This window comes from Anaerotignum propionicum (assembly GCF_024461735.1).
GTDB lineage: Bacteria > Bacillota > Clostridia > Lachnospirales > Anaerotignaceae > Chakrabartyella.
The window spans coordinates 262,065-287,759 of record NZ_JANGAD010000002.1 but is presented as its reverse complement, the minus strand read 5'-3'; the positions used below and the strand labels follow the sequence as shown (position 1 = coordinate 287,759).

General features: G+C 34.5%; 22 protein-coding genes and 1 other RNA gene. 10 read left to right on the top strand and 13 right to left on the bottom strand.

What is annotated here, in order from left to right; all coding sequences use genetic code 11:
* Positions 1-2: 2 nt before the first annotated feature.
* From NE558_RS03940 to NE558_RS03925, 4 genes are all read left to right on the top strand, one after another.
* Positions 3-1,040 (top strand): hypothetical protein, encoded by a 1,038-nt coding sequence (locus NE558_RS03940; RefSeq protein WP_256148608.1) that lies wholly within the window; start codon positions 3-5, stop codon positions 1,038-1,040.
* Positions 1,041-1,212: 172 nt separating this feature from the next.
* A complete protein-coding gene (locus NE558_RS03935) occupies positions 1,213-2,322 on the top strand; it encodes a stalk domain-containing protein (RefSeq protein ID WP_256148607.1) in 1,110 nt (369 codons plus the stop codon).
* 129 nt (positions 2,323-2,451) lie between these two features.
* Complete coding sequence (locus NE558_RS03930) at positions 2,452-2,658, top strand: hypothetical protein (RefSeq protein ID WP_256148606.1); 207 nt, start codon at positions 2,452-2,454, stop codon at positions 2,656-2,658.
* A gap of 252 nt (positions 2,659-2,910) precedes the next feature.
* On the top strand, positions 2,911-3,423 hold the full coding sequence (locus NE558_RS03925; protein ID WP_256148605.1) for a hypothetical protein: 513 nt from the start codon (positions 2,911-2,913) through the stop codon (positions 3,421-3,423).
* A 485-nt stretch (positions 3,424-3,908) separates the two neighbouring features.
* Here NE558_RS03925 and NE558_RS03920 read toward each other — a convergent pair whose 3' ends face one another.
* The gene (locus tag NE558_RS03920; protein WP_256148604.1) at positions 3,909-5,552 is read right to left on the bottom strand and encodes a glycosyl hydrolase; all 1,644 of its coding nucleotides are present in this window, start codon (positions 5,550-5,552) and stop codon (positions 3,909-3,911) included.
* Between the two features lie 117 nt (positions 5,553-5,669).
* Here NE558_RS03920 and NE558_RS03915 point away from each other — a divergent pair, with 117 nt between their 5' ends.
* The 3 genes from NE558_RS03915 to NE558_RS03905 all read left to right on the top strand — a co-directional run bounded on the left by NE558_RS03915 (position 5,670) and on the right by NE558_RS03905 (position 9,101).
* Entirely contained in the window at positions 5,670-6,386 is a 717-nt protein-coding gene (locus NE558_RS03915; protein WP_256148603.1) for a LytR/AlgR family response regulator transcription factor, read from the top strand.
* Positions 6,383-7,693 carry a sensor histidine kinase gene (locus NE558_RS03910; protein ID WP_256148602.1) on the top strand — a complete coding sequence of 437 codons (1,311 nt, stop codon included), beginning with the start codon at positions 6,383-6,385 and terminating at the stop codon, positions 7,691-7,693. The genes NE558_RS03915 and NE558_RS03910 overlap by 4 nt, the downstream gene beginning before the upstream one ends.
* Before the next feature lie 103 nt (positions 7,694-7,796).
* The gene (locus NE558_RS03905) at positions 7,797-9,101 is read left to right on the top strand and encodes a sensor histidine kinase (protein WP_256148601.1); all 1,305 of its coding nucleotides are present in this window, start codon (positions 7,797-7,799) and stop codon (positions 9,099-9,101) included.
* Positions 9,102-9,202: 101 nt separating this feature from the next.
* Here the strand turns inward: NE558_RS03905 and NE558_RS03900 are convergent, their stop codons facing one another.
* The 6 genes from NE558_RS03900 to NE558_RS03875 all read right to left on the bottom strand — a co-directional run bounded on the left by NE558_RS03900 (position 9,203) and on the right by NE558_RS03875 (position 15,443).
* Entirely contained in the window at positions 9,203-9,892 is a 690-nt protein-coding gene (locus NE558_RS03900; protein WP_256148600.1) for a stalk domain-containing protein, read from the bottom strand.
* 34 nt (positions 9,893-9,926) lie between these two features.
* A complete protein-coding gene (locus NE558_RS03895) occupies positions 9,927-11,819 on the bottom strand; it encodes a hypothetical protein (RefSeq protein WP_256148599.1) in 1,893 nt (630 codons plus the stop codon).
* A 232-nt stretch (positions 11,820-12,051) separates the two neighbouring features.
* Positions 12,052-12,957 (bottom strand): hypothetical protein, encoded by a 906-nt coding sequence (locus NE558_RS03890; RefSeq protein ID WP_256148598.1) that lies wholly within the window; start codon positions 12,955-12,957, stop codon positions 12,052-12,054.
* Positions 12,958-13,065: 108 nt separating this feature from the next.
* The gene (locus NE558_RS03885) at positions 13,066-14,061 is read right to left on the bottom strand and encodes a stalk domain-containing protein (RefSeq protein ID WP_256148597.1); all 996 of its coding nucleotides are present in this window, start codon (positions 14,059-14,061) and stop codon (positions 13,066-13,068) included.
* Positions 14,062-14,148: 87 nt separating this feature from the next.
* Positions 14,149-15,114: a hypothetical protein gene (locus NE558_RS03880; RefSeq protein WP_256148596.1), complete on the bottom strand. Its 966-nt coding sequence runs from the start codon at positions 15,112-15,114 to the stop codon at positions 14,149-14,151.
* A 167-nt stretch (positions 15,115-15,281) separates the two neighbouring features.
* Positions 15,282-15,443, bottom strand: coding sequence for a hypothetical protein (locus NE558_RS03875; protein WP_256148595.1), 162 nt, complete (start codon positions 15,441-15,443; stop codon positions 15,282-15,284).
* A 135-nt stretch (positions 15,444-15,578) separates the two neighbouring features.
* Between NE558_RS03875 and NE558_RS03870 the strand changes: the two genes are divergently transcribed.
* The 3 genes from NE558_RS03870 (at position 15,579) to NE558_RS03860 (ending at position 18,253) form a co-directional block, all read left to right on the top strand.
* Positions 15,579-15,902 carry a helix-turn-helix domain-containing protein gene (locus NE558_RS03870; protein WP_256148594.1) on the top strand — a complete coding sequence of 108 codons (324 nt, stop codon included), beginning with the start codon at positions 15,579-15,581 and terminating at the stop codon, positions 15,900-15,902.
* Between the two features lie 266 nt (positions 15,903-16,168).
* Positions 16,169-17,113, top strand: coding sequence for a hypothetical protein (locus NE558_RS03865; protein WP_256148593.1), 945 nt, complete (start codon positions 16,169-16,171; stop codon positions 17,111-17,113).
* 198 nt (positions 17,114-17,311) lie between these two features.
* The gene (locus NE558_RS03860) at positions 17,312-18,253 is read left to right on the top strand and encodes a tyrosine-type recombinase/integrase (protein ID WP_256148592.1); all 942 of its coding nucleotides are present in this window, start codon (positions 17,312-17,314) and stop codon (positions 18,251-18,253) included.
* Between the two features lie 270 nt (positions 18,254-18,523).
* On the opposite strand, the gene rnpB is transcribed toward NE558_RS03860, so the two are convergent.
* The 6 genes from rnpB to dnaG form a co-directional block, all read right to left on the bottom strand.
* Positions 18,524-18,855, bottom strand: an RNA gene (gene rnpB, locus NE558_RS03855) — RNase P RNA component class A.
* Between the two features lie 33 nt (positions 18,856-18,888).
* Positions 18,889-20,550 (bottom strand): nucleoside kinase, encoded by a 1,662-nt coding sequence (locus NE558_RS03850; protein WP_256148591.1) that lies wholly within the window; start codon positions 20,548-20,550, stop codon positions 18,889-18,891.
* A gap of 20 nt (positions 20,551-20,570) precedes the next feature.
* On the bottom strand, positions 20,571-21,695 hold the full coding sequence (locus NE558_RS03845; protein WP_256148590.1) for a Nif3-like dinuclear metal center hexameric protein: 1,125 nt from the start codon (positions 21,693-21,695) through the stop codon (positions 20,571-20,573).
* Positions 21,686-22,372: a tRNA (adenine(22)-N(1))-methyltransferase gene (locus tag NE558_RS03840; protein WP_256148589.1), complete on the bottom strand. Its 687-nt coding sequence runs from the start codon at positions 22,370-22,372 to the stop codon at positions 21,686-21,688. The genes NE558_RS03845 and NE558_RS03840 overlap by 10 nt, the downstream gene beginning before the upstream one ends.
* A gap of 240 nt (positions 22,373-22,612) precedes the next feature.
* Positions 22,613-23,686, bottom strand: a complete 1,074-nt coding sequence (gene rpoD, locus NE558_RS03835; protein ID WP_066046721.1) for an RNA polymerase sigma factor RpoD — start codon at positions 23,684-23,686, stop codon at positions 22,613-22,615.
* Between the two features lie 39 nt (positions 23,687-23,725).
* Entirely contained in the window at positions 23,726-25,504 is a 1,779-nt protein-coding gene (gene dnaG / locus NE558_RS03830) for a DNA primase (RefSeq protein ID WP_256148588.1), read from the bottom strand.
* Positions 25,505-25,695 lie beyond the last annotated feature (191 nt).

Here is a 25,695-nt window from a genome sequence, read left to right as displayed (position 1 = left end):
ATTTGCCAAATGAAGCAGATATACTTTTCTTTGATGATAAACAAATTATCTATTCCATAGAAGAGTGGGATAAGAGCAATGAATTTTTAAATATACGATTTTATAAGTACACTATTGAACAAGATACAGCTGTAAAGTTATTTGACCTCACAGACTATAAATTTATTTCTGGGCGAATATCTAGTTATGATGGCAAACTGTATATCCCTTGCTTATTTAAGAATGATATAAATAAAATTTTTGTGGTGAATTTGTCTACAGGAGATACCTCTGCATTCTATGAATGGACTGGCAATACATTTATTTGCAATACGTATATAGAGAATAACACCTTATTTGTATTTGAAATCATTTCCGCAGACGAAAATGCATCAAGTGAAGGTGGTACCAATTACAAAGTCACTGCGTTTAACCTGCAAAATGCTTCTCAAAAAGAAGTTTTGTCTGGTAAGTATCAGAATGGGACGGGAGATGTAATTTCCTGCATTACTGTAAATGACGGCGCAATGTATCTATACACATTGAAATATGATAATTACAACGAGAGCACTCACATATTAACTTACAATATATCCTCAGAGAAGTTTGCTGAACTACCCCAAATCTCAAGTAAACTATCAAAAATTGGTGATGATCCAGTTATGGATATGTATGCACTTGGAAATAATTTAATTTTCCATACTCTAAATGGACAAATATTAGTAGAACAAATTCAGACCAATAAAGATTTGGTCCCTTTGATGATTCCGGATGAATTGGGTTCTGACATAAGTAGTCGTTATACAGTATTAGATTCTTTAGTAAATACAGATGATTATTTATACTTTGCAACTACAAATACTCAAGAAAATACTATTTACAAGTTCGACTATGCGAAACAAAAATTTGTACCAATTCAATTTAACTTTTATCAAGATAAATTGAATATTTTAAATCATTATTTCACAAATCCATCTGGGGATATCCTCATGAAAAGCAAGAATGACTCTAACGCAGAAGTAAATTATTTTTTTGTAAAAAAAGAACTTCTTGAGAAATGACCCTTTAAATACTTTAATTACTTCATTGTACTAAAATTTAAGAAATCATAACCCATAGCCAGTTTTGCTTAAGTTCTGTATGGATAAAAAATCAACTAAAAATATAGTTGGCAAAGGGAAAATTTTCACGAGATCTTCCCTTTAAACTAACATACTAGAGGTGTTATTTATAATGAAAAAAAATATTTCAAAATTCGTCAGCATAATTTTAGCTAGCAGTTTATTTTATACTTCTGCCTTTGCTATGAACGATACATTGGTTGCTAAACCATCAAAAAACACTATAATTTTAGAAGAAGATGGCGGACAAAGAGAGATTTCAAACATTTCAATCTTTTCAATTAAAGATAAAAATTATTTTATGCTAAAAGATATTGGCTTTCTTCTAAATTTAGGAGTTAACTGGAACAGTAATAATAAAAAAATTGAGGTTTTATTATCAGAGCCATATAGCCAATTATCTCCCAATTTAAATAAACATATCGAAGGTAGACAGATCATACCAGCCACACAAACAATTTCAGTAGATGGCAAAGATAATACTTTAAACGGGTATAATATTGATGGATATTTATATTTTCCAATAAGTGATATTGCACAAGCACTAAACTTTTCGTGTAAATGGGATAAAAATACGAAAACAGTTGTGATAAGCAAAGAAAAAAAATTGCCTGATGATACAGAATTAAAGGTACCGGAAAATATTGATGATTTAGTAAATTTATATCTTGACGAGAGAATTGAACATAAAACGATTGAAACAAATGATGTGACTTATATTACCGGTTCAAAAAATTATGATTCAATTGAGAAATACATCAAAGAGAATATTGATAAAAAGTTTAATATGAAAGATTTTGTGGTTAAGGAGTCTTCTCCAATAAATAATGTTTCAATTTATTCCGATAATGAAGAATCACAGGAATACATAAACCAGTTTGTTTCTCCAATAAATATTTTAGATGTACGCTTCTATGTGGACGGTTATCCCACATTCTACGGATACCGCATCTATGTATTTAGTGGCTATGCTAAAATAATTAATTACATGGGTAAATGGAATAATGATTTTGACAAGTCAAAAATTCAAGCCTTTAAATATACCGACGAAGAGCTGAAGCAGATGGCCATAGATAAAGATGGTTTTCAGAATAAATACCCTATTAAAGATGTACGGATACAAAGATTCTTTGATATGGAAACATTAGAGTTTAAAGCAGACGTTGAAATTGTATATTTACAAGACAATAGATATGCAATTGTAAAATCTAATAGATTTTAAATAATGGTTTTCGTTATTGCGTTTTAATACCCCAAAAATATTAAATTTTAGAGTTAAGAAAATAACAGATAAATTATACCCTAATCTTCAATTTGAATTCTAAGTAGTGAATTTTTAAAGGAGCCTAGTATGAAAAATAAAAGAAAAAACATTAGAACATTAACAATTATTTTAATTCTATTCAGCCCTTTGTTTGGAGGGCTTATTGGTAGATTTGTTGGATATTTAAATATCTTAAATATGCCTCATATATATTTAGATGCTGGATTGTGTTATTTAGGGGCTATTGCTTGGATAGTAGCATCGCTATTCTTTTATTTTACTTATGAAGAATAGTCGAAGAATTTTTATCATTTTGTATAACTACATAACTCAAATTTTTCATTAAATTTTATACCTAATGCCCTCAAAAAACATCCCCATCTAATTTGCATTAGATGGAGATGTTTTAAAGGATTACATTACATAAAGGGGATTTGTAGCAATATATTGTAGTATTTGATACTAAAAAACTATAATGATACCTTATCATATGATAATGGTATCATTATAGTGGTCAAGCTTTTATTACTTAAATCGAGGGATCATATGAATTTATTAGATAGTCTAAAAACAAAAAAATTTTTTATAATTTGTATTAGTATAATATCATTATTGGAATTATACTGGGGATTTCAAGTGAGCAAAGAGTATAGAGGAAGTTATTCTGTGTCTATTTTTATTCCATTCTTAATACAACCCTATTGGTATTATATATTATTGTTTAGAAAGCAGAGAACTTTTTTAAACATAAGAATTTTGGGAATTGCTCTGATATCATTCATTTTACCTTTATTAATTTATTGTACTATCCCAAATTATACATACGATGACGGAAAACGTCTTATAGAACAGTATATGAACTTGGATAAAAAAGCTGAATTTATTAAATATTCGTACAGTGAATCTACGATACCTGTACTTAATTGTGAAAAATCATTGTTAAGTTCTAAACGAGAGTATTATTATGGTATAAAACTAGATAAAGATAATGAATATGTTACAGTAAATGCTGTATCCGGTAAAGTAACACCTTTATCAGAAGGATATTGGGATGAATAAGTTAGTACGTTTCCCCCTATTAATATGTACGGCGTGATTAGCTTAGTTAATTAATAAATAATTTCCGTTTTATCCTTAGTATAAAAATTACTACTTTGCTTGCATCTAAAAAAGTTAATGTATTTCTTCCATTAGTGTTTTAAAGGTTGGTTATGTTTATAACACTTCCCACATTTCTTGTTTTGTTTTATCCAAATTAATACTGGCTATAGGTAAATATAATTACCAGCTTTATTATTTAATTTCAAAAAACAACCCCATCTAATTTGCATTAGATGGGGTTGTTTTAAAGGATTTACATTACATAAAGGGGATGTGTAGCAATAAACACTTAAATTTCCAGCTCTGTCGCAGGAAAAAAAATAAAACTGCTTAACTTTTAATTTAAGAAAACAAATTCTGTGACTGCCTTAGTCTCCATGTTTTTGTTGTTTATTATTACATACTATAATATGCAAATAAAAAACCAAATATAACTAAAACTCCTATTTTTCTTTAATATTTATCAAATTATTTTCTTGCTTTGTTAACGTATAAGCTTTTGTCTTATTATAACCATTGCTAGACTTAATCAAGACCTTTAACTCATGGATTCCTGTGGACACTGTGCTTGCATCTATATTGCAGGTATAAGGTATTTGTCCTTGAGAAGTAACCTTTTTGCCATCAAATGAGTATTCGACTGTCACAGGAATATTTCCAGGCAAAATACAATAGGTTGCCAGCTCAATCACAGGAAGATTATCTTGATAGCTTCCTGCATTCACATAAGCCTTTGATGTACCCCCCATTTGTTTAATAAAACCCTCGTTACTTTCAACGAATGCTTGATATTGGTTCATCATTTGTGAGCTATTGCTTAATGAATATAAATATTTATTGCTACTTCCTAAATCCACATCAAAGTAAACAATACCCTTCACTTGAGGATATAGCATATTGGCATAGGAATACAGCATTTGGATTCGTTCTTTTGCAAAAGAATTTAAGTCCAGAGTTTTCCCATTAATTCCATAGCCCACACCACATTCTGTAATAATAATGGGTTTCTTGCTCCCGTATCTGGCAACGATATTCTTAAGCTTTGTAAGGGGATTTGCGTATGCCCCATTTCCATAATACATTTCCTCAAAATCTTTACCTACTACAGGATTTTGAGGATTTCTATATTTATTTGTATACAGAGACACACCCACCCAGTCAACATAACTGTCCCCTGGATAGTAGTCAGAAATATCAACGTTCCAATTTGACACGTCATTGGGGGAGAACACCAATGCAACATTCGGCGCTGTCTTCCTTGCAATATTAGCTATCTTAATGTATGCCTGTTTATATAGACTAGGGTCCGCAAGGTTCTGCCATACGTTCATCTCTCCACCAATTCTAAGCAAAACCGGTGCATCTAAAGACTTTAAATACTCCATGGTTTCTTTTAAGTAAGCATCAGCATCTGACTGCATGACAAGCTTTAACGTATCATTTTCCCCTGGCATATTCATGGCAATATGTATCAGCCTATTCCCGTCTGCATAAGGTCGAATCATATAATCAAAATCTTCTAAGTTATCTTGCAAACATTCAAAGTAGAAAGAAACTGCTGTTTCGTTTTCCATGGGTGCAACACCGCCACTGGAATAAACTCTGCCGTAATATGTACCGGTCTTTGGCTCATTTTTCGCCCCATAAAACGGAATAGATGCTGTGTTTTGGGTTACAGCATACACTTGTGTCATAGGATTAATTTTGTTGATTCTCTCCTTGGCAAGCTTAACCCCATCCGCAAACCCTAAATATTCCCCATAGGGAATTTGTGCCTTTAATATTTCAATTGCATTTCCATAATCCGCAGTATTTTCAAAGGCCTTATACATGGCCTCATACGTCGTGTATAAAATCTCCGCCCTGTCCTTATCCATAGGCTTGTCCTTAAAAATAGCTACTATTTCCTTCCCATATTTTATAATATCACTATTATTTTCTGAATTCCTTGCATTAATAAAAGGCTGTTGCACCTTCCAGTATGCACTGGGAATTGCTCCAAAAGCACATACAGAAAACAACAAAGATACCATAGTGCTCAGCAAAATAAAAATAACATGTTTGCCTCTTTTTGTTCCAAATCTCATCTTTATCTCTCCTTTTTCTATTGAACTTTAATCTAAGTAGATTCTTATTTGACAAATCTTTATTATTGCGACAAATCACAATATGTGGTAATATTACCCTTGTTTGGGGGAATTTTCATGTATTCAATTGCTTTGTGTGATGATGAAGAACACTTTTTAACCTTATTAGAACAAGAAATTAAAAAAAGTTTTCACTTTCATAACATGGACATTAATTTATTAAAGTTTTCAAGTTCGTATGATTGTTTGTGCTCATTCAAAAGTAATATGTTTGATATTATTTTTCTAGATATTAATATGCCTCATATAAATGGATTTGAGCTTTCTTCTTTACTTAAAGAACTCAATAAAAATATAGAAATTATTTTTATTACAAGCCTAGATGATGTTGTCTACAAAGCCTTTGACTATAAACCTTTTGGATTTATACGTAAACAGTATCTTAAAGAAGAAGTTAAGAATCAAGTAAATCGTATCATGCAACTGGCGCAAAAACAATGTGCAAATATTCTTGTTGAAGATAAAGACAATAACTGTGTCTTGCCCGTTCCTATTCATGAAATTCATTTTATTGAAAACCATAAAAATTATATAAACATACATACCAAAAATGGGATCTATAAGAAACGTCAAACTATGTATAGCATTGAACAAGAATTAGCTCCATATGGTTTTTTCAGAACCCATGCTGGTTTTATAATTAATATAAAGTATTTGATAGGTATCAAAGAAAATATGGCTATATTAGAAAATCAAATTGACATACCAATAAGCCCATTAAAAAAGAAAAAGGCTCAACAAATTTTTTTAGCCAAATTTCGGAGGAACATATGAGTGTAATGAAATTTCTATTTGAAACCAGTTTTAATCTTTTATATTTTTTGATTATTTTTAGTTTTTTAGGTGAATTTAATGGATATAAATATACCGGTTTAAAAAAGAAAATTCACTATTTATCTTTTTTTCTTTTTCTTCTAACCTTTATAACATTATCGGATAGGATAACGGGCTTTTCAGAGTACTCGGCTTTAATAATACTTTTCGTCCTAATAATCTACACACACACATCATTAAATGGTAGCCTTTTTAAAAAGATTTTAAGTTGCATATTAATATTTTTTGGACATGCCCTAATTTCTACGGTTTTACTTTTCTTAGGAAGTATACTTTTCCATAAAACAATGGTAGCTTTAATAGATCATATGACTATCTATAGAATTATTATATGCTATTCCACAATGTTTGTTTTATTTGTTTATTCTAAGGTATTGATAATGCTCCTAAATATTAACTATAAAAACATACCTATGAAAATCCTAGTGGCAACATTATCAATCCCTTTTACCTCTATATTTACACTGGCTTTAATTATGGAGGCCGGAATCAGTTCCGATTTTGATAATAAACTGTTTTTTTATCTTCTCATTTCGGCTATTGGCGTCATCATCGTTAATGTTATTGTTTTCGTACTATTCTTTAGGCTAAGCATAGAATATGAGAATAAAATCGAAGTTGCTATTTTACAAAAACAACTCGAACATAATAATGAAATAAAAGCTCTATATACCCAAGTCCAAACCATTCGGCATGATTTTAAAAATAACCTAATCTACATACAAGACTGTATAGATCAACAAAACTATTCTTCATTAGAAAGTTTTATTACAGCGCTAAATAAAGATATAAGAAATACAAAAAAGTTTGTTTTAACTAATAGTAATATCCTGAACTCTATAATTAACACCAAAATCGCCCAAGCCTTTGAAAGTAAGATTAATGTTACATATATAATAACAGACACCTTTCCTTTAAGCGTAAACGAACTTGATTTATCAGTAATTCTAGGAAATTTACTTGATAATTCAATAAAAGCTTGTGAAAATGTTGCTGAAAATAAAAATATTGATCTTGTTATCAGCCAAGACGCCAACGGATTTCATGTAGAAGTATCAAATACCATAAATGAATCAATCTTAAGTGTTAATCCCAACTTAAAATCCAGCAAGCCCGATCAACAAAATCATGGATTTGGCATTAAAAGCATTAAAAATCTGGTAAAGAAAAATAATGGTGTGATTGATATATATGAAAATGTCTCCTGTACTGTATTTTATGTTCATATTTATTTTCCAAATAATTGATCACTTTAACAAGAATAACTTCCAGTGATTCTCTTGTTACCATTTTGGGTTTATTATCAAGCAAATTATAGATAATGAATTAACACTAAGAGGTGAATAAAAAATGCAAAAATTTCTCATAGAAACTAGTTTTAATATTCTCCATATTCTCATTACATTAAATTTTCTAGTAGAATTCAATGGTTATATGAATAAATCAAATAGAAATAAGTATTCTTTTTTTACCTTTTTTATTCTATTAGTTACAGCCATTTCTATCGGAGATATGATCACCATTTTTTCTGAATTCGCAGTTCTAGTTGTTTTATTATTAATTCTGCTATTTACCTTTTTATATTTAAAAGGAAGTACTTCTAAAAAAATGATAAGTTGTTTTTTAATTATTTTTGGTCACATAGTGATAAATACGCTTTGTCTTTTTATCGGAAGTTTACTTTTTAACAGAACTATTAGAGATATAATAGAAAATTTTACAATTTATCGTATATGTATTGCATATACAGCGATGCTTGTCCTTTTTATATACTCTAAGCTAATACTAGCATTTACCACTCTAAGCTTTAAAAATGTTTCTGCTAAACTATGGGTTACAATATTATTAATTCCATTTATCTCTATCTTTACATTAGCGATGATTATGGAATCAGTAATATATTCAAGTGTAAATAACAAAACTTTTTTATACCTACTTATTTCAGCAATTGGTATTATTATTGTTAATATTATTGTTTTCGTTTTATTCTTTAGACTAAGCAAAGAATATGAAAATAAAACCGAGGTCGCTATCTTACAGAAACAACTTGAACATAATACTGAAATAAAAGATCTATATACCCAAGTCCAAACCATCCGGCATGATTTCAAAAACAACCTAATCTACATACAAGACTGTATAGCACAAGAAAACTATTCTTCATTAGAGGGTTTTATTGCAAAACTGAATGATGATATGATAAATACAAAAAAATTTGTTATAACAAATAGTAATATCCTAAATTCCATAATTAACACTAAAATAACACAAGCCTTTGACAATAAAATTAACATTACATATTCAATACCGGATACCCTTCCTCCTAGCATTAATGAACTTGATTTATCAGTAATTCTAGGAAATTTACTCGATAATGCAATAAAAGCTTGTGAAGAAGTCCCTGTAAATAAAAAGATTAATCTTGATATCAGCCAAGACGCCAACGGATTACATGTAGAAGTATCAAATACCATAAACGAATCAATCTTAAGTGTTAATCCCAACTTAAAATCCAGCAAGCCCGATCAAAAAAATCATGGATTTGGCATTAAAAGCGTAAAAAACCTCGTAAAGAAAAATAATGGTATTATTGATATATATGAGAATGAATCTTGTACTTCTTTTTATGTTCATATTTACTTTTCAATCAATTAATTACGAGAAAGTATTGGGAAAACCCAATACTTTCTTTATTCTTTTTTCTATAAAAAATCAATTTAATTCTATAATTATTGATATTTGAATATTATATACATTTACCACACTTTCACATCAGCGAAACCATAATAGCCACCTTTAATATACATCTTGACATTAAGACCATAATTAAGAGGCACCGAAATTGTTCTTGTTCCCTCATCACCCTTTAAAGCCTCTTCCTTTACAAGACGGCCATCAACATAAACCTCTAATGTTGGATTATTTTTATATGTACCATCTAAATGACCTACATCAAAACTCAATTGTTCATATTTTCCATTTGTATTGATAAGTACATAAGCCTCGTGCGTACTCCCAAAATACCAGCCATTCAATTCAAACCCATTGGTCCGTTTTTCGCCTGACATTTCAAAATACTTATTGTCCGAACTTTTATATACTTTATAGAAACTCCCATCATAAGGAGGGCATAGATCAGTTAAATACTTTTCCTCTCCAGGTACTTGTCCCAAATATACAGTATTCGTTTTTCCATCCCAGCTAACCTTCTTGCCTACTGCCTCTCCAACGGCTCGAACAGGCAAGTATGTGGTCCCATTTGCAATAAAAGGCTCTGCATCCCCTGTTTCTACAAGAATCCCTTCATTCACCACCTTTATATTTTTGTAGAGTGCTGTTATATTTTCCTGGGTACTTTTTGCTATTGCCGGTACCACAGCTCCCATAATTGTTGCTGAAATTGTCATTCCCATTGCTATGTATTTTACTTTTTCATTATTTTTCATATTTTTCCCCTTTTCTCATTATTCTAAGCTATATCTAATTAGTAACAACTTCCCTCTTGCCAAACGTAAGCACCTTTTTTTCATCGTGAAGGGATGAAAAAGTCATTTTAGGACACATAATCTCAACAGTATATTCGTTTATATTTTTGAAGTTAAAATCAGTTATTTGGGACATATCCAGCTCCCATACAATCGATTCTTCCACCTTCTTAACAGGAACATTTTGCTGTATATATTCAAATCCTTGTAGTTCTCCATTTTTACGGCTTAGCGAAGACTGCATATCCACAAGTGCACCACGCTTCGTTTTCCCAGGAGAAAACGCCCACTGCACAAGATTTACATCATATTCCCCAAACTTCACTGCAAATTCATACTCAGCAGAACCCAAAAGAGAGCCGGGCAAATCAGTTAAATAGAATTCTTCTAACCCAGGAATGGTTAGTTGAAAGACAGCCTTTTTATTATCTAAAATATCCACCTTTAAACTTGCTTCATCCGCCCTCAACTCTTCATTTAAGTCATCCGGTATGGTAGTGAGCCCAAGGGCATAGTTCAACATAAACTTCTTAAAATCAAATCCACTCTCTGTCGATATAAAAGCATAATCCGAATGTAGTTTTTCTGTTGCTGTATATTTTGTTTTCCACTTTTCTATATACTCATAGAATTTTTCTTCCCCTACATCTTCTCCATTTATGTTATAAGCTGTTAATTTATTTCCGTTTTCCCCATCAATTAACTGAATCTCTGCAATCGCTGTTTTGTATATAGCCGAACCTTCCTTTGAATACTCCGAAATGCCATATATCTTATTTTCATTGGAACGCACAGAGAAGATATGCTCACTTCCATCCTCCACAGAGATATAATGCTTCATGTCAAAATCATTAAATTCGCTTAAATTCCTAAAATACGTTGTATTAACTATCTTCAGCTCTAGCTCTTGTAGCTGATTGTCCTTAAATTGGCAGGCAAAAACTCCAAGGGCACCAGAGGGTGCTATTTCACCAAAAATAACTTCAGGATAGCTGTCTAGGTTTAAATCTGTTACAGCAATCACATCAGGTAAAACGCCATTTCCCATATAATCAGCCCACGCTTTTTCTATCTGATTCACGCCATATTTGTTGAAAATGCTTTGTTTACCAAGAAGTTCCGATGTCACCTTTAACATGGCCTGCTCAGGATGATTGTCTCTTCCACAATACTGACTAGATAACAAATCGAATTGCTCAGTAGAAGTTATGTTGTATTCTAGTGAATCTTTTAAAAATTCACTTTCAACCATGGGGACGTCCTCACCTTCATTATAAAAGTTATTTTCGTACCCCAGTAGTTCCCCATTAATACCTACTAAGTCAGTTGAAATTTTTTTATAGGTTTTAATGGTTTCAAAATTATTATTCTTATACTCCCATATTTGGTACTCCATTTCGCTTTCCGATTCTCCTGCGTCGTTAATACCACCAGTAACAAAATTTGAACTTAGAAGATAATTATTCTTTTCTCCTTTTAACGGCATGATACTTCCATGTGTTCCAGGGTTCTCCTCGAAAATCGACATTAAATTATTTCTTGCCTTGTCAAATCCATACACGCAAACTGTATATTCAGAATCATACCTGCAAACAACATAAAATAATTCCTTCAATCCGTCACCATCAAAGTCAATTAAGTCGCAGGTCATAATCCCTCTTGGAAAACCATCTACCGAATCATCATATAACCCATATCTGGCATATTCCTCAATGAGTTTGCTATAATATAGCTCATATGCGTTTTTCATTTCAGAATTCTGGCTATTACTCATTGCCAAGCTACCAGATAGCGTTTTTACATTGTCTTTAACTCCATTACTGCAACCACAAAAAGCAATCAGTATTAACACAGAAATTGCAATGACTGCCATACCCCTTCTTTTCATATTTCTCTCCTCATTTTTTAGACCTTAATAATAAAAATCTATACAATACACCTATAGCCTTTCATACATATCATAGGGGTAATTTGTACATTTTTCGATATCCTTCATATAGATACTATTTTTCTTCCCATAATCAGCGTCAAATATATATTATTTTCAGAACCTCCATTGTTGCAACTACAAAAAAATTACATCTAATATTGAACTACAATTATAATATTAAACTTTGAAATCAAAATTCACCAGCAATGAATTTCTTTAATTTTTCCTCTCTTTCATATATTGATGGAAGAATACTAAACATGCTTGTTTTTTTGCCAGTATAATCATAAGAATGCAAAAGACCGAAAATTTCGTTTTTAAGTCCAATTTTGACAACAAATATATCTGTTTTAAATTCTCTATCCCTTAAATATGATCTAATGAGTATATTTTTCATAAAAACACCCAAAGATTTCAGTTTCTCAAAAAATAATGTTATTAAAGTAACTAAACCAAATGAAGCCAGAAAGCTATTATCAGAATTATTTCTTGATCCTCCTACAACACTAATCGCCATCATACAAATTGCCGTTATAATGAAATAATAGCATTTATAGATTAAAAACAGCAGAAAATAAACAAAATTTGATATTTTCATAACCATCTCAAGGTAGATACTCTTTTCAAGGATAACCCCTAATTCTTTTGCCAGTAAAGCTTGTTGTTGAAAATCCTCAAGATTTAAAAAGTTTTTGTTTAAAATAATTGTTTTTCTGGAGACAGCTTTTACGTATGTATCTATCTTGTCAGAAAAAAATAATTCAATATTATTTATTTGAGTAAAATTATTGTCGCTTGCTCTATATAGTAAATCCTCAAAATAGACGCCAACTACACTTCTTTCATCTGCCTTTTCCGCTTTATATAATATTCTGATGACCATATCTCCAAGCTTATGAAAGCTTAACGCCATTAAAGAAAAATAGACGACTATACTTAAATCAAAATATCCTTTGTGATCAGAAAAAAATAAGTCTGCAACCCCTAAAAATAAAATAAAGTTAACAATGATATAAATGAATACACCTAAATTTTTAATTGATAGAATGCCTTTAAAATAATGCTTTTCTTCTACCATATCTGTATTAACTTCCATAAGTCTCCCCCATAAATCTAGAATTTAATAAGAAACCTGAATTTAGCGAGATTTTAATTAATACTAAATTCAAGTTTCATAATTTGTAAGCATATTTATGTTATTTTCCTACTTTTTTTGGTTTTGCTCTTCCAGCCACTTTTGATGACCAGCTTTAACACGTGCATCACCTTCCGCTTGCTCCTGTTTGCGTATTGCGATATACTCATCCAAAGATTTGCCCCTATATTTCTGTTGCTGACCGTTATACAAATGATGGAAAACAGACATTTTTAAAAACCGCTCTGTTTTATCTAAGTATCTTACATTATAAAACCTAGCAAAATAAATGACTTGACCATTGATTTGGTGATTTTGTACCGCTAAAGCATGTATACCGGCTTGATGGATTACTTCACTGATTTTTACGGCTGTCTTGTACTGATTTTCACTGCTTAATAATGATATCTGATAAATAATTTCTGACATATAGTATCCAAACTGATTCACACCTATTAGCAAATTAGCCTTGTCATTTGGCACTTTTTTGACCATATCTTTATAAAGTCCAGCCAGTTTATAAATACTATCCATTTTCTTTGTTTCATCTTGCTTTTCCATGGTTTTTACAATATTTATGAAATTTTCATGTTCTTTCTGTGTATTAAAATATTGAAACGTAATATAGTTTAAGTTAGGTTTTCTAACCACCATATTTTTGGTACTAAGTATATTATCATACAAAAATGCAATTGTATTTGAGGGCTCTAAAAACAAACCGTCCTCGCTATATTCAACGGAGCCTTTTTTGTTATCATCTTCAATTTTTACATAGACAGGAACGTCTCCCAAATATACATAATTCGTCTTCTTATCCCACGTGACTTCTATTCCCATCGTATCCGATATGGCTCTAAGAGGCAAATACACCGTTCCATCTATAACGGCCGGCTTCGCACCTTTCAAATCAACACTAGCGCCTCCATATATGACATTTATGTCTTTATATTCGGCATCTATACTAGACACAGCGCTTTCTGCCATGGCTGGAACCACATTGCCCAGCATTGTTAGTAAAACTAAAATACACATTAGAGATATTTTTATATTTTTGTAGTTTTTCATTCCGCCTCACCTTTTCTATAATAACCTCTCCATTTTTGTTTATAACAATTCCCCTTCACTTCTACCAAAGTATCAAGTACTAAAGCTTTAGTTAAGATTTATGCTTATTGTTTTTGTTCCGCTATTCCATACAACGTCAAACCCCATTATTCCCCCCAAATCTCTTAACTTGTAATAATTATTTCCAGCGATGTTATAGCCAGTGACATTTGCACTTTGATCCACAAAATTATGCATATAACTAGAAGTGGTTGTTGTTGCAGTTGCATTATTTTGTTTGTTCCCAATTTTCAATTCATTCCCTGTAGCTTCATACTTGCTTCCACCTGTGGTGGTGATAATTTTATCTGCATCCTTATCATACCGAACGCTAAACTCATATTGGGTTCCCCTCAACGCCATGGCTACATCCCTGAGCATAAAATAACTGCTTCCGTCTATATTGTAGGCCTCAGTTTGTATATTTTTTCCTGCTACATTTAAATTTACTGAAGTAACAGAAGCTTTCTTTTCCTCAGCCTTAACCGGGGTCATATTCTTATTCCCCGCAATTTTTATGAAGCAAAGAACAGTTTCGCCCCCACTCTCAGGCATATCGGAATTGAGCTTGTAAGGCGATACAGGCCCGAGAACATATCCATAACTTGCATCCTTCAAATCATAGAAAACTTGTGTGTTTGGCTTCAATTCTCCCGGATCTCTTCCATCTGTATAGTAAGTCCCGTCTGAAAGAATAACCCCTCTTTCTACCATCTTCCAATCCTTGCCCTTGTAACTGGCCATTGTTAACATAGGAGGATAATCCAATTTGTCAATCTGGAAGGTTAGTCTGGCACCTTGGGGCACTGTATAAACAACCGTAGTATAGGTTTCTCCATCATAATTGATTACTTCATTTGTTTTTGAAAGCAACTCTGAAACCTCGATTTTAAAATTAGTTATTTTTTCTCCCATGTAACTGTCTTGGGTCACAATCGTTTCTGCATAAACATTAAAGCACATAGCACAAGTCAATAATGCAACTGCTGTCAGTAGTCTAAATGATTTCTTCATAAAAATCTCCCCGTTTCTGTGAATTTGTCACCACTTTTGTTATGTAACTAACTTTTAATTCATGTTAACAAGCATTAAAAGGCAAATCTATTGTTTGGGATAATTCGTCAAATTCTGGGATAAAAATATAATTTCAAATTTGAATTCATTTCATCATCCCAACTATACTATTCTTTTGATTGAAGTACCAACTCCTGCGTCTTTATTAATAAGTGTGCAATACTGAGAATATGTAGTTGCAATGGCTCAGACAGAGTTTCATAAATATTTTTAATTTCTTTTCTCCCTTCCTCAGTACTATTATAATCTCTTCTATAATCTCTTCGCATTTTCCTCGCCCCCTAGAATACTTTGTATTTAATTATATTATAATATTAGTCCAATGAATTCAATGTGTCAACATTTTTTTCCAGTTAGATTGCATTGAGTTCAAATTTATGATACATTTACTTAGAGGTGGTTGTATGAAGGAAAGACTAAAAGAATTACGAAAAGAATTAGGACTAAGCCAAAGAGCCTTTTGCCAGGCGCTCGGTTTGCATCAAGCGACTTACGCAAGTTTTGAAACAGGAGAAAGACCAATTAAGGAAGCCTATATTAAGTTAATTTGCAAAGTTTATAATGTCAACGAAGAATGGCTCACAACTGGAACCGGTAAAATGTTTCTGCCTAAATTTGCTTCAAGTACATTAGAACTAATAGAAATTTATGACGCATTAATACCCCCCTTGCAAGATTACTTGTTGCAACAAATAAGGGAACTGAAAAAACTTCAAGATCGTCTTTAAAAAACTCTATAAGCCCAGAAAAGGGCTTTTTTTTATGCAAAAAACATTTCTAAAGCACCTTTTGCCATTACTCGAACACCTTTTTCGGCAAAAGGTGTTCTACCCCCTCCTTGAGCTCTTTATTTTTCCAGAAATCTATGCAATCCTATACGCAACCCGTAGTAGCTGGTTTTTATAAAGCATACAATCATGAAAATGTGCGCTCCTAAAAATAAATAAATATTAGTAAGTTGGTATCAATTGTAGAAAGAAAGGAAGTTGAAATAATGGTACATACATTACAGTTAAGATATACTCTCACACCTAATGACCTTATCCAAATTCAAGAAAAAAAGGGAGATTTTAAACATACAGACGTATTATTCAAGGAAGCCGGTCTTAAGGCCTCTATTCATTTCAGAAAGCAGTATGCATATGAAACTACAGACCGTGAACACTGGTACGTCAAAATACACGTTAACCTACAGGAATTGCTGAATAAGGGTACAGCAAAAAATAATGATCTCGAGGTTATATATAATAAATTATCGGAATTTGCTAAAAACTTTTCTGTAGCCGATACTCCCAGGTTGATTTTACAACGAATAGACTTTAAAAAGGATTTTGTTATTGCCGACGATATACTTAGACAAACATACGTGGAACTAATTAAAAAATCATATCAAAAATGGGGGTACTTTATCAAAAATACAGCCTATAAAACCTCCGTTGAATTTGCAAACAAAAGCAGAAAGGTAATAGTGTATGATAAAAATAAAGAGCGCTGTAATAAGCATACCTTCCCTAAAACCTATGAGCAAGATGTGCTCAGGATTGAGGTGCAATTAAAAAGGCGATATATTGCCAACCACAAGCGTAATACCGGTTTGACTGACTGTTTAGATAATTATCTTACCGAGGAAATGAATGAAGCTTACTTTAACCAGTCCGTTCTGCCTATTATTTTTACGGGAAGTTATAGGACAAAAGAAAACTCCCAAGAAATCATTGATTCTAGCAAATATAGAGCAGACAAAAAGGAAAAGCTGAAAGAGTTTTTGGAATATATTGAGCATACTGGCATGAATACAGCAAAAGAATACTATACTGTCAACACATTTAAAAGGTACATAACCGCTTTAAAAGACCTGGATATAAATCCAATAATGTTAGCAAATGAACTTACAACAGCGCAAGGCATTTGTATCGAAACACTTCCTGCTCTTCTATGAATATTTTTCCAAAAACATATTGACAATTGAACACTAATGCTGTATCATTTATTTAATTAAATATTAAATATTAAATATAAAACTCTATTGAGTGATTGGACATTTGTTTCCGTGTATAAGTCTGTCTATACGGTGATACAAATGATTACAATCACTCTTCTTTTTTTGCTAAAGAAGAGATATCGGAGGTTTATATATATGAAAAATGAAAATGAAAAATTGACCCTGAAGAAAATGAAAAAAGAATTTGAAATATATCTTTACGCAAAAGAAAATGCTAAAGATACAATAAAATCGTATAACACAGATATAAACCAATTTGTTAATTTTTTAAATCGCAACTATACAAGCAAAACCTATATTGATGATGTTGACTTAAGAATCTTGGAAGATTATAAATTGTTTTTACTTGAAAAAGTAAAAAACAATAAAATCAAGTCCAAAACAAAAGATAGAAAAATAGACAGCCTTAAGACTCTTTATAAATTTCTTGAATCTAGATACGGAAAAGAAAATTTAGGAGAAAAACTAGTACTAAATAGAACTAAGAAAAATGGTTATAACTCTGAAACAGGGGAAATTGCAAATAAAATCAAATTTTTAACAAAAGCAGAAACCAAAGAACTGTTACAAAAAATAAGAGAAAGTAACCATATTGATAAATTAAGAGATTACTGTATTGTTTTATTAATGCTTTCTACCGGGATGAGAAGTTGTAGTGCCAGAGAAGCTAGATGGGATGATATAGATTTCATTAACAAAAGACTTGTTGTTAGAAATAATAAAGCACAGAAAACACATATAATTCCTATTAAAGAAGAACTGTGTCATGCTCTTGCCAGCTACTGTATGGCAACCCAAAATACTTCCGAAATCATTTTTTTGAGCAACAAAGGGAAGCCAATATCCAGAACCGCATTTAACAATACCATAAAGAGAGTTCTTAAATACATAGGTATTGATGAACAGGGTCTATCATCTCATATTTTTAGACATTCATTTGTCATGAGTATGCTAGCAAACAAGACAGAACCGGAAAAGATAATCCGCTTCACGGGACACTCCAGCGTAGCTGAGCTGGAACCCTATATACATTTTAATGTGGATGATCTAAGAGATTGTCTTCAAGATGTTGCTTAATTTTATACAAAAGCCTAAAGATTATATATCAACTAGTCTTTAGGCTTTTTCTTTTATCGTGTTTAAAATTTTTTCGTTAATATTTTATATTGCCATTTCAGGCAATCCTAAGTATAATGAAGAAAATCTAATACTGCAAAAAATGAGTATTTCAAATTAGGAACCCGGCATTATATCTTGTAAAAACAATACAATAAGTAATTTTTGTGTTATCCAAAAACGTAAAAAACCCCCTAAAATCAATGATTTCAGGGGGTGAATACTTAAAGTATAGTGAGCAAGCCATATAAGCCGGGTTCTGTCGTGGACAGTCATCTATCTTGGTCTGTTGTTGCCAACAGCATCATGCGACATGATTGAAACAGGACGAGCAGTCCTCACGTTTCATTTCGTCTTGCTTCGAGTGGGGTTTACAGAGCCTCCCCTGTTACCAGAGAAGCGGTGGGCTCTTACCCCACCTTTCCATCCTTACCTGCAAAACAGGCGGTTTATTTCTGTTGCACTATCCTTAGAGTCGCCTCCACCGGTCGTTAACCGGCACCCTGCTCTATGAAGCCCGGACTTTCCTCACCTTTATGGGGCGCGACTATCCAGCTTACTCACGGATATCATTATACGACATCCCGTTTCTATTGTCAAACCTTGAAGCAACTGCCTCCAACAAATTCCTTGATCAGCGAATTATTGGGAATTTCAAGCCCGGGTGCCGCTAAGAAGTATCCTAAAAACTTAATAAGACGCTTAGCAGTAATATATTCAGGCTTTGAGGTATCAACCGCAAACAAAAGAGGCTCTGCATACTGCTTTAATACGCTTAACTCATAAATTGTAGCTGAATTAAAAATTGCATCTGCATTTTCTTGATAAGGAAAAATATTTTCTTCCTCACCTTTTTTTACCATATTCCATGATTCAATAGTGGCCGCTGCATCCCTGCCTCTAAACTGATTATCCCGAACCATTCGGCGAATCAAACGGCTATCGGAAGTGGAAATCCTATTATGGTCATCAATATTCAACTGGGTAATTGCATTAATAAATATTTTAAACTTATTCTCTTTAGGAATCTCTGAGGTCAGCATATCATTTAATCCATGAATACCTTCAATTACTAAAATCTCATCGTGATCCAGCTGTATATAATTCCCTTTATACTCCCTCATTCCAGTTACAAAGTTGAAGGAAGGCATCTCCACTCTATCGCCTGCAATAATATTTTTTAAATCCTCATTTAGCTGCTTTAAATCCAAAGCATAAATACTCTCAAAGTCTTTATTGCCTTGCTCATCCACAGGAGTAAAATCTCGATTCACGAAATAATCATCCAGAGATATTTTATGTGGGCGAACCCCTAATGCACGAAGCTGAATGCACAAACGATTAGCAAAAGAGGTTTTACCGGAAGAAGAAGGCCCAGCAATTAAAACCATCTTCACCTGATCAATGCGATGAAAAACCTGATCTGCAATTTGAGCAATTTTCTTTTCGTGGAGAGCTTCGTTTATTCTAATTAATTCGCCAAATTCCCCTCTAACCAAGGTATTATTCAAATCCGCAACATTGGCAACACCCATTAACTGGCACCATTTCATTTGCTCCATAAACACAGCACTGATTTTTTCAGGATTTACAAATGGAGGAATGCAATCTGGATTTTGGGTGCTAGGCATACAAATCATAAAACCACTTTCATGAAGTATCAGCTCAAATACCCCCAATACCCCTGTTGAAAACGGCATGTATCCATAAAAATAATCGTAGAAACCATCCATCTCATAAAGATTCACGTTTGATGCACGGCGAAAACGCAGGAGCTCCACTTTATCTTGCATACACTGATCTTTCATAATGCCTATGGCCTTATGTTTGCCGAAGGTATGCTTCACAATGGGCAAATCTGCCTTCACATATTCGTCCATCTTCTCTTTCAGACGTTTTAACAAAGCATGATCAATGGTTAGATCATCACTGAAAATTTCACAATACAAATTGCCTCTTAAAGAATGCTCAATAATCAAAGCTGCATCTTTTCCATACAAGTCCCAAACGGCTTTTGCCAACAAAAATGATACCCCTCTATGATATATACGCTTTCCCTCTTCATCTGATATATCAAAAAATGAAATCGGCTCACTTTCATGAATCGCACTGCGCAACTCCCGAAGGCGGTTTCCTTGCTTCGCTACCATAATATTGCCTATGCAGAAATCCTGAAAGCCCTTTGCTAACGCTCCATAAGTAATTCCTTCCTCAACCATAGTGCTCTTACCCATAACGTTAATCTGTAACTGCTCCAAAAACATCTCCTCCTATATCATCAAATTGTCCAAAAAGTCTGCCCATTCACCTTAGAACATACCACCTCTAGTGTCCATCCTTTTTCTTTTGCTTCCTGCTGTAATGCTTTTTGCAAAACAGGAACGATAATTACTTCACTGGCATAATGGGTAATATCTCCTACACAGAGTCCCATTTCCAAGGCTTTTTGAGCTTCATGAAATTTCAAATCTCCAGTTAAATATAAGTCAGCACCTTGTTTTTTTGCCGCCCCCATAAATTCTACACCACTGCCTGTACAAAGGCCTATGCGCCTTATTTCCTGGTTAGGATTTCCCACAAGGCGAAGAATATCTTGCACATTTAGCTTTTCCTTTAAAAGTTTGGCAACTTCAGAAAAAAGCATAGGCTTTTCTAAATCTCCAATTCGGCCAATTCCTTCTTTTTTGCCTTTTTGTTCCACAATATAAATATCATATGCTACCTCCTCATAGGGGTGCACCGCCTTGATTGCCTCAATGATTCCATCCACCTTATTGAACGGTGCAATGGTTTCCAACCGACACTCCGGCGTTTTTTCCAAAACACCTTCTTTACCGATATAAGGTGTCGTTCCCTTTAATGGAAAAAAAGTGCCTTCTCCTTGGGTTTGAAAGGTACAATGGGAATAGCCACCAATATGCCCTGCACCAGCCTTACACATTGCATCTCTCACTGTGTCTAAATGAGTGTGGGGTACATAGACAACAATCTTTCTTAATTCTTCTTTATATGTTTCTTCCAAAATCTCCACATTGGTAAGCCCAATGATTTTGGCTAAAACATCATTGGTGCCACCCTGAGCCACATCCAGATTGGTATGGGAAGAAAGTGCAGCAATTTCATTTTCAATCAACTTATAAATACGTCTTCCCAAGGTATCGTTTTTTGTGATACTATTTATTTTTTGAAAAAGAAGCATGGGATGATGGGTCAGTATCATATCTGCTCCAATTTCAACAGCTTCTTCTATCACAGCATCTATCACATCCAGCGCTACCAAAACCTTTTTCACAGGATGCTCATAATCCCCAACGGCAAGACCGGTATTATCCCAATTTTCAGCTAAACTTGGTGGTGCAATGCCCTCCATAAATGTAACAATATCCTTCACTGTTACCAACATGCCAAAGCCTCCCTCACAAACGCAAGTCCTTCTTTCAACTGAGTCAGGCGCTCCTTGGCACTTTCCGTATGGCTTTTTTGAAGTTTTTCCTCCAATAAAAGATACTTTTCTTCCTCAGCAAGTAACAACTCTTTTAGTAATGGTTCTTTTTCCCATAATAACCTTTTACCATATAAATAGTCAATCTCTCGCTGATAATTTTCCGCTCCAGGAATACAGCGCATAACGGTATAATATTTGCCATCTTCCTTTATCATCAACTCTGTTTCAATCATAAAGCCAATGCCATGCAAATGACGGCGCACCTGATCCACATCATGCTGTGGTGCCAAAATCAGCTCCTTAAGGGATTGCACTACCTCAGGACTATCCTCTAATATGCGTATCATCAGCATACCACCCATACCCGCAATGATCGCAGTATCCACCTCTCCCGGCTGTAATGTGGTGAGGCCGCTTCCCAAACGGGTCTCAATCACGCCTTGGGCTTGATGCAATAATATATTCTCCTGGGCTTTTTCCAAGGGGCCCTTACGCACATCACAGGCAAATGCCTTTTTCAGCTTTCCTATTTTATGTAGATAAATGGGCACATAACCATGATCCGTTCCAATATCAGCAACAATGGGATAGGAAACCAAAGCCGAAACCCCTTGCAGTCTTTTCGAGATATCCATATTGAATTCCTTTCTATGTCAAAGTCTATTCCAATCTTTTTAGATTTACTACGTTTTTACATTATGAGCTAAAAAATAGCGTTTTAACCGATTATAAATCAGCTTTTCATTTTATATACGTAGTGATCCTGCGAATGCAGATGGTAGTCACATCTTGTGCACACACAGAATTGAATTTTCCTATAGTTTTTGAAAAAAAGAACGGGCGAAAATAGAAAATTCGCCCGTTTTAACATTTAATTATTCCAAGTAATCCTTTAATTTTTTACTGCGGCTGGGATGGCGAAGCTTTCTTAAGGCCTTAGCCTCAATCTGGCGAATACGTTCACGGGTAACGTTAAATTCTTTTCCAACCTCTTCCAAGGTTCTTGCTCTTCCATCATCCAGACCAAAACGAAGGCGCAATACCTTCTCTTCCCTGTCTGTCAGGGTATCCAGCACCTCAATAAGCTGTTCCTTCAACAATGTGAAGGCCGCCGCCTCTGCAGGTGCAGGAATATCGTCATCAGGGATAAAATCTCCCAAATGGCTATCCTCTTCCTCGCCGATAGGAGTTTCTAAGGAAACAGGTTCTTGGGCAATTTTCATAATCTCCCGCACCTTATCTTCGGACATCTGCATTTCCGCTGCCAGCTCTTCCGCAGTTGGTTCACGCCCCAATTCTTGCAAAAGCTGTCTGGAGATACGAATCAATTTATTGATTGTCTCTACCATATGCACGGGAATACGGATGGTTCTTGCCTGATCGGCAATGGCACGGGTAATTGCCTGTCTGATCCACCAGGTGGCATAGGTACTGAATTTATAGCCCTTATGGTAGTCGAATTTCTCAACTGCCTTAATGAGACCTAAATTGCCTTCCTGAATTAAATCCAAAAACAGCATACCTCTGCCCACATAGCGCTTCGCAATGCTGACAACCAGACGCAAATTGGCTTCGGCAAGCTTTTTCTTCGCTTCCTCATCGCCATCCTCCATGCGCTGTGCCAAATCAACCTCTTCATCTGCGCTTAACAGGGGAACCTTCCCGATTTCCTTCAAATACATACGCACCGGGTCATCAATATTGATGCCCTCGGGCAATGTCAGATCCAGATCCTTTTCAATCTCCTCTTCCGCATCCATGTTACCCAAAACGTCAATTCCTTGAGATTCTAGATACTCATAAATACGTTCAATTCGGTCGGGGTCAAGGTCCAAATCCGCCAAATGATCCATGATCTCTTTATATTCTAATACACCTTTTTTCTTCTTTCCATGCTGCACCAATTCCTCTAAACGGGTCAACAACGTAGTTTCTTCGACGGATTTCAACGCAATCCTTCCTTTCTCTGCTCTTATAGTCTAACCATCTTAAATGGTAATATACAGGGAATCCAGCATTCTTTTGGCTTCCACCAGCCTTTGTATCTCTTCCACCGTAGCGGCGGCAGCCGTCAATTTGTCGATTTTCGTCCGTTTCAGTAGTTTTACCGCTTCATTCATCGCCTTTTGTAAATCTTCCTTACTTTGGGCGGGAAGTTGGATTGCGAAAATTTCCGTTACAGGCTTTTGCTCGGCTCCGTTTTCAAAAAAACTTACCAGCTCTGCGGGAAACACATTCCCCACATCCCGCCATAATTGGCCAATTGCCTGGAAAACCCGATAATAGATTTCTTCGGTAAAATCCTCTTTCTCTAAAACACTTACTAACTTTTCGTAAATCTTCTGCTCCGATGCACAATAATACAAGATACTTCTTTGGGCCTCCATAAGTCCCTTTTCCCTATGGTGAACCACATTACTTGCCTTTTGATTCATTTGCCGTCTTTTTTCGGCCTCATTTTGAAAAGCTATGTCCTCTTTTTGCACACGCTTATCAATTTCACTGCGGATTGCTCCTTCTTCCACCCCTGTCATACGGCTTACCTCTCCGGCATAGACATTGCGCTCAATGGCATTATCCAGCTTAGAGAGGATGTCTGCCGCCTCCGTGGCAAAGCGCACACGATGTTCCGGATTCTCCAAGTTATATTTCTTTTGAATACAAGCAATCTCAAAGGAAATATAATGGACAGCGTTTACCAAGAGCTTTGAAAATTCAACGGCTCCGTTTTGCTTGATAAAATCATCGGGATCCTTCCCATCAGGCACCTGGGTCACCCGCACCCGAAAGCCGTTAGCCGTTAAAACAGGTATGGCTCTTAAAGCCGCATTTGTGCCCGCTTCATCACTATCATATAAAAGTATAATATCCTCGGCGAATTTTTTCAGGGCACGGGCGTGCTCCTGATTAAACGCCGTTCCCAGTGCCGCCACCACATTATGAAAACCTGCTTGATAAAGGGAAATCATATCCATATAACCCTCTACCAAAATCAGTTCCTTTTTACGGGCGGCTCTGGCAAAATTCAAGCCGTATAGGTTTCTGCTTTTGCTAAACAGAATTGTTTCCGGAGAATTTAAGTATTTTGGCTCCCCTTTCCCAATGATTCGCCCACCAAAGCCAACAACCCTGCCTTGTGGATCAAAAATGGGAAACATCAACCGACCACGAAAACGATCATGATATCCATTTTTCTCTTTATTCTCGATAACCAAGCCGCTTTGCAGCATATCCTGAATGGAGTAGCCCTTTTCCCGCAAATGCTCCATTAAGGCATTTCGTCTCTCCGGCGCATAGCCTAAGCCGAATTTCCGGCTGATATTGGGTTGGAGCTTTCTTCCTTCCATATAACTGCGGGCAACAGCGCCTTCTTCACTTTGCAAAACCTCGTGATAAAACCGCCCCGCCACACTATGGATTTCAAACAGCCTTGCCTTCAACTGCTCCGCCGCCAAAGCTTGTCCGCTCTTTTCCGGCTCCGGCAAAGCAATATGCACACGCTCTGCCAGTTTTTTTAATGCCTCAGGAAAATCACAATTTTCCATCTCCATAACAAAGCCGAAAACATTCCCTGCGGCACCGCAACCAAAGCAGTAATAAAATTGTTTTTCGCTGTTGACGGAAAAGGATGGAGTTTTTTCATTGTGAAACGGGCAAAGTCCGAAATAAGTACCGCCTTTTTTCTTCAGAGGAACATACTGCGAAATGACCTCAACGATATCGTTTTGTAAACGAACCTCCTCCACGATTTCACGGGGATAGCGCACAACCAACACCTTCCTTTTTCCCTTCGCTTTTCTATAAACAGTCCAAAAGGAAGTGAACCTTTCCCTGCACTTCCTTCTCGAATATAATAATTCGACAGAAGCTTCAAAAATCCTTTCGCTAACCTTCATTTTGTATATATGCCCAAAAATTTATGAAAAAATGACATCATTTTATAAAATTACATCCATCA

What these genes read in the sequence shown, in the direction of transcription:
- NE558_RS03935 (WP_256148607.1), top strand. Translation starts at nt 1,213, where the DNA reads ATGAAAAAAAATATTTCAAAATTCGTCAGCATAATTTTAGCTAGCAGT.
- NE558_RS03930 (WP_256148606.1), top strand. Translation starts at nt 2,452, where the DNA reads ATGAAAAATAAAAGAAAAAACATTAGAACATTAACAATTATTTTAATT.
- NE558_RS03925 (WP_256148605.1), top strand. Translation starts at nt 2,911, where the DNA reads ATGAATTTATTAGATAGTCTAAAAACAAAAAAATTTTTTATAATTTGT.
- NE558_RS03920 (WP_256148604.1), bottom strand. Translation starts at nt 5,552, where the DNA reads ATGAGATTTGGAACAAAAAGAGGCAAACATGTTATTTTTATTTTGCTG.
- NE558_RS03915 (WP_256148603.1), top strand. Translation starts at nt 5,670, where the DNA reads ATGTATTCAATTGCTTTGTGTGATGATGAAGAACACTTTTTAACCTTA.
- NE558_RS03910 (WP_256148602.1), top strand. Translation starts at nt 6,383, where the DNA reads ATGAGTGTAATGAAATTTCTATTTGAAACCAGTTTTAATCTTTTATAT.
- NE558_RS03905 (WP_256148601.1), top strand. Translation starts at nt 7,797, where the DNA reads ATGCAAAAATTTCTCATAGAAACTAGTTTTAATATTCTCCATATTCTC.
- NE558_RS03900 (WP_256148600.1), bottom strand. Translation starts at nt 9,892, where the DNA reads ATGAAAAATAATGAAAAAGTAAAATACATAGCAATGGGAATGACAATT.
- NE558_RS03895 (WP_256148599.1), bottom strand. Translation starts at nt 11,819, where the DNA reads ATGAAAAGAAGGGGTATGGCAGTCATTGCAATTTCTGTGTTAATACTG.
- NE558_RS03890 (WP_256148598.1), bottom strand. Translation starts at nt 12,957, where the DNA reads ATGGAAGTTAATACAGATATGGTAGAAGAAAAGCATTATTTTAAAGGC.
- NE558_RS03885 (WP_256148597.1), bottom strand. Translation starts at nt 14,061, where the DNA reads ATGAAAAACTACAAAAATATAAAAATATCTCTAATGTGTATTTTAGTT.
- NE558_RS03880 (WP_256148596.1), bottom strand. Translation starts at nt 15,114, where the DNA reads ATGAAGAAATCATTTAGACTACTGACAGCAGTTGCATTATTGACTTGT.
- NE558_RS03875 (WP_256148595.1), bottom strand. Translation starts at nt 15,443, where the DNA reads ATGCGAAGAGATTATAGAAGAGATTATAATAGTACTGAGGAAGGGAGA.
- NE558_RS03870 (WP_256148594.1), top strand. Translation starts at nt 15,579, where the DNA reads ATGAAGGAAAGACTAAAAGAATTACGAAAAGAATTAGGACTAAGCCAA.
- NE558_RS03865 (WP_256148593.1), top strand. Translation starts at nt 16,169, where the DNA reads ATGGTACATACATTACAGTTAAGATATACTCTCACACCTAATGACCTT.
- NE558_RS03860 (WP_256148592.1), top strand. Translation starts at nt 17,312, where the DNA reads ATGAAAAATGAAAATGAAAAATTGACCCTGAAGAAAATGAAAAAAGAA.
- NE558_RS03845 (WP_256148590.1), bottom strand. Translation starts at nt 21,695, where the DNA reads ATGTTGGTAACAGTGAAGGATATTGTTACATTTATGGAGGGCATTGCA.
- NE558_RS03840 (WP_256148589.1), bottom strand. Translation starts at nt 22,372, where the DNA reads ATGGATATCTCGAAAAGACTGCAAGGGGTTTCGGCTTTGGTTTCCTAT.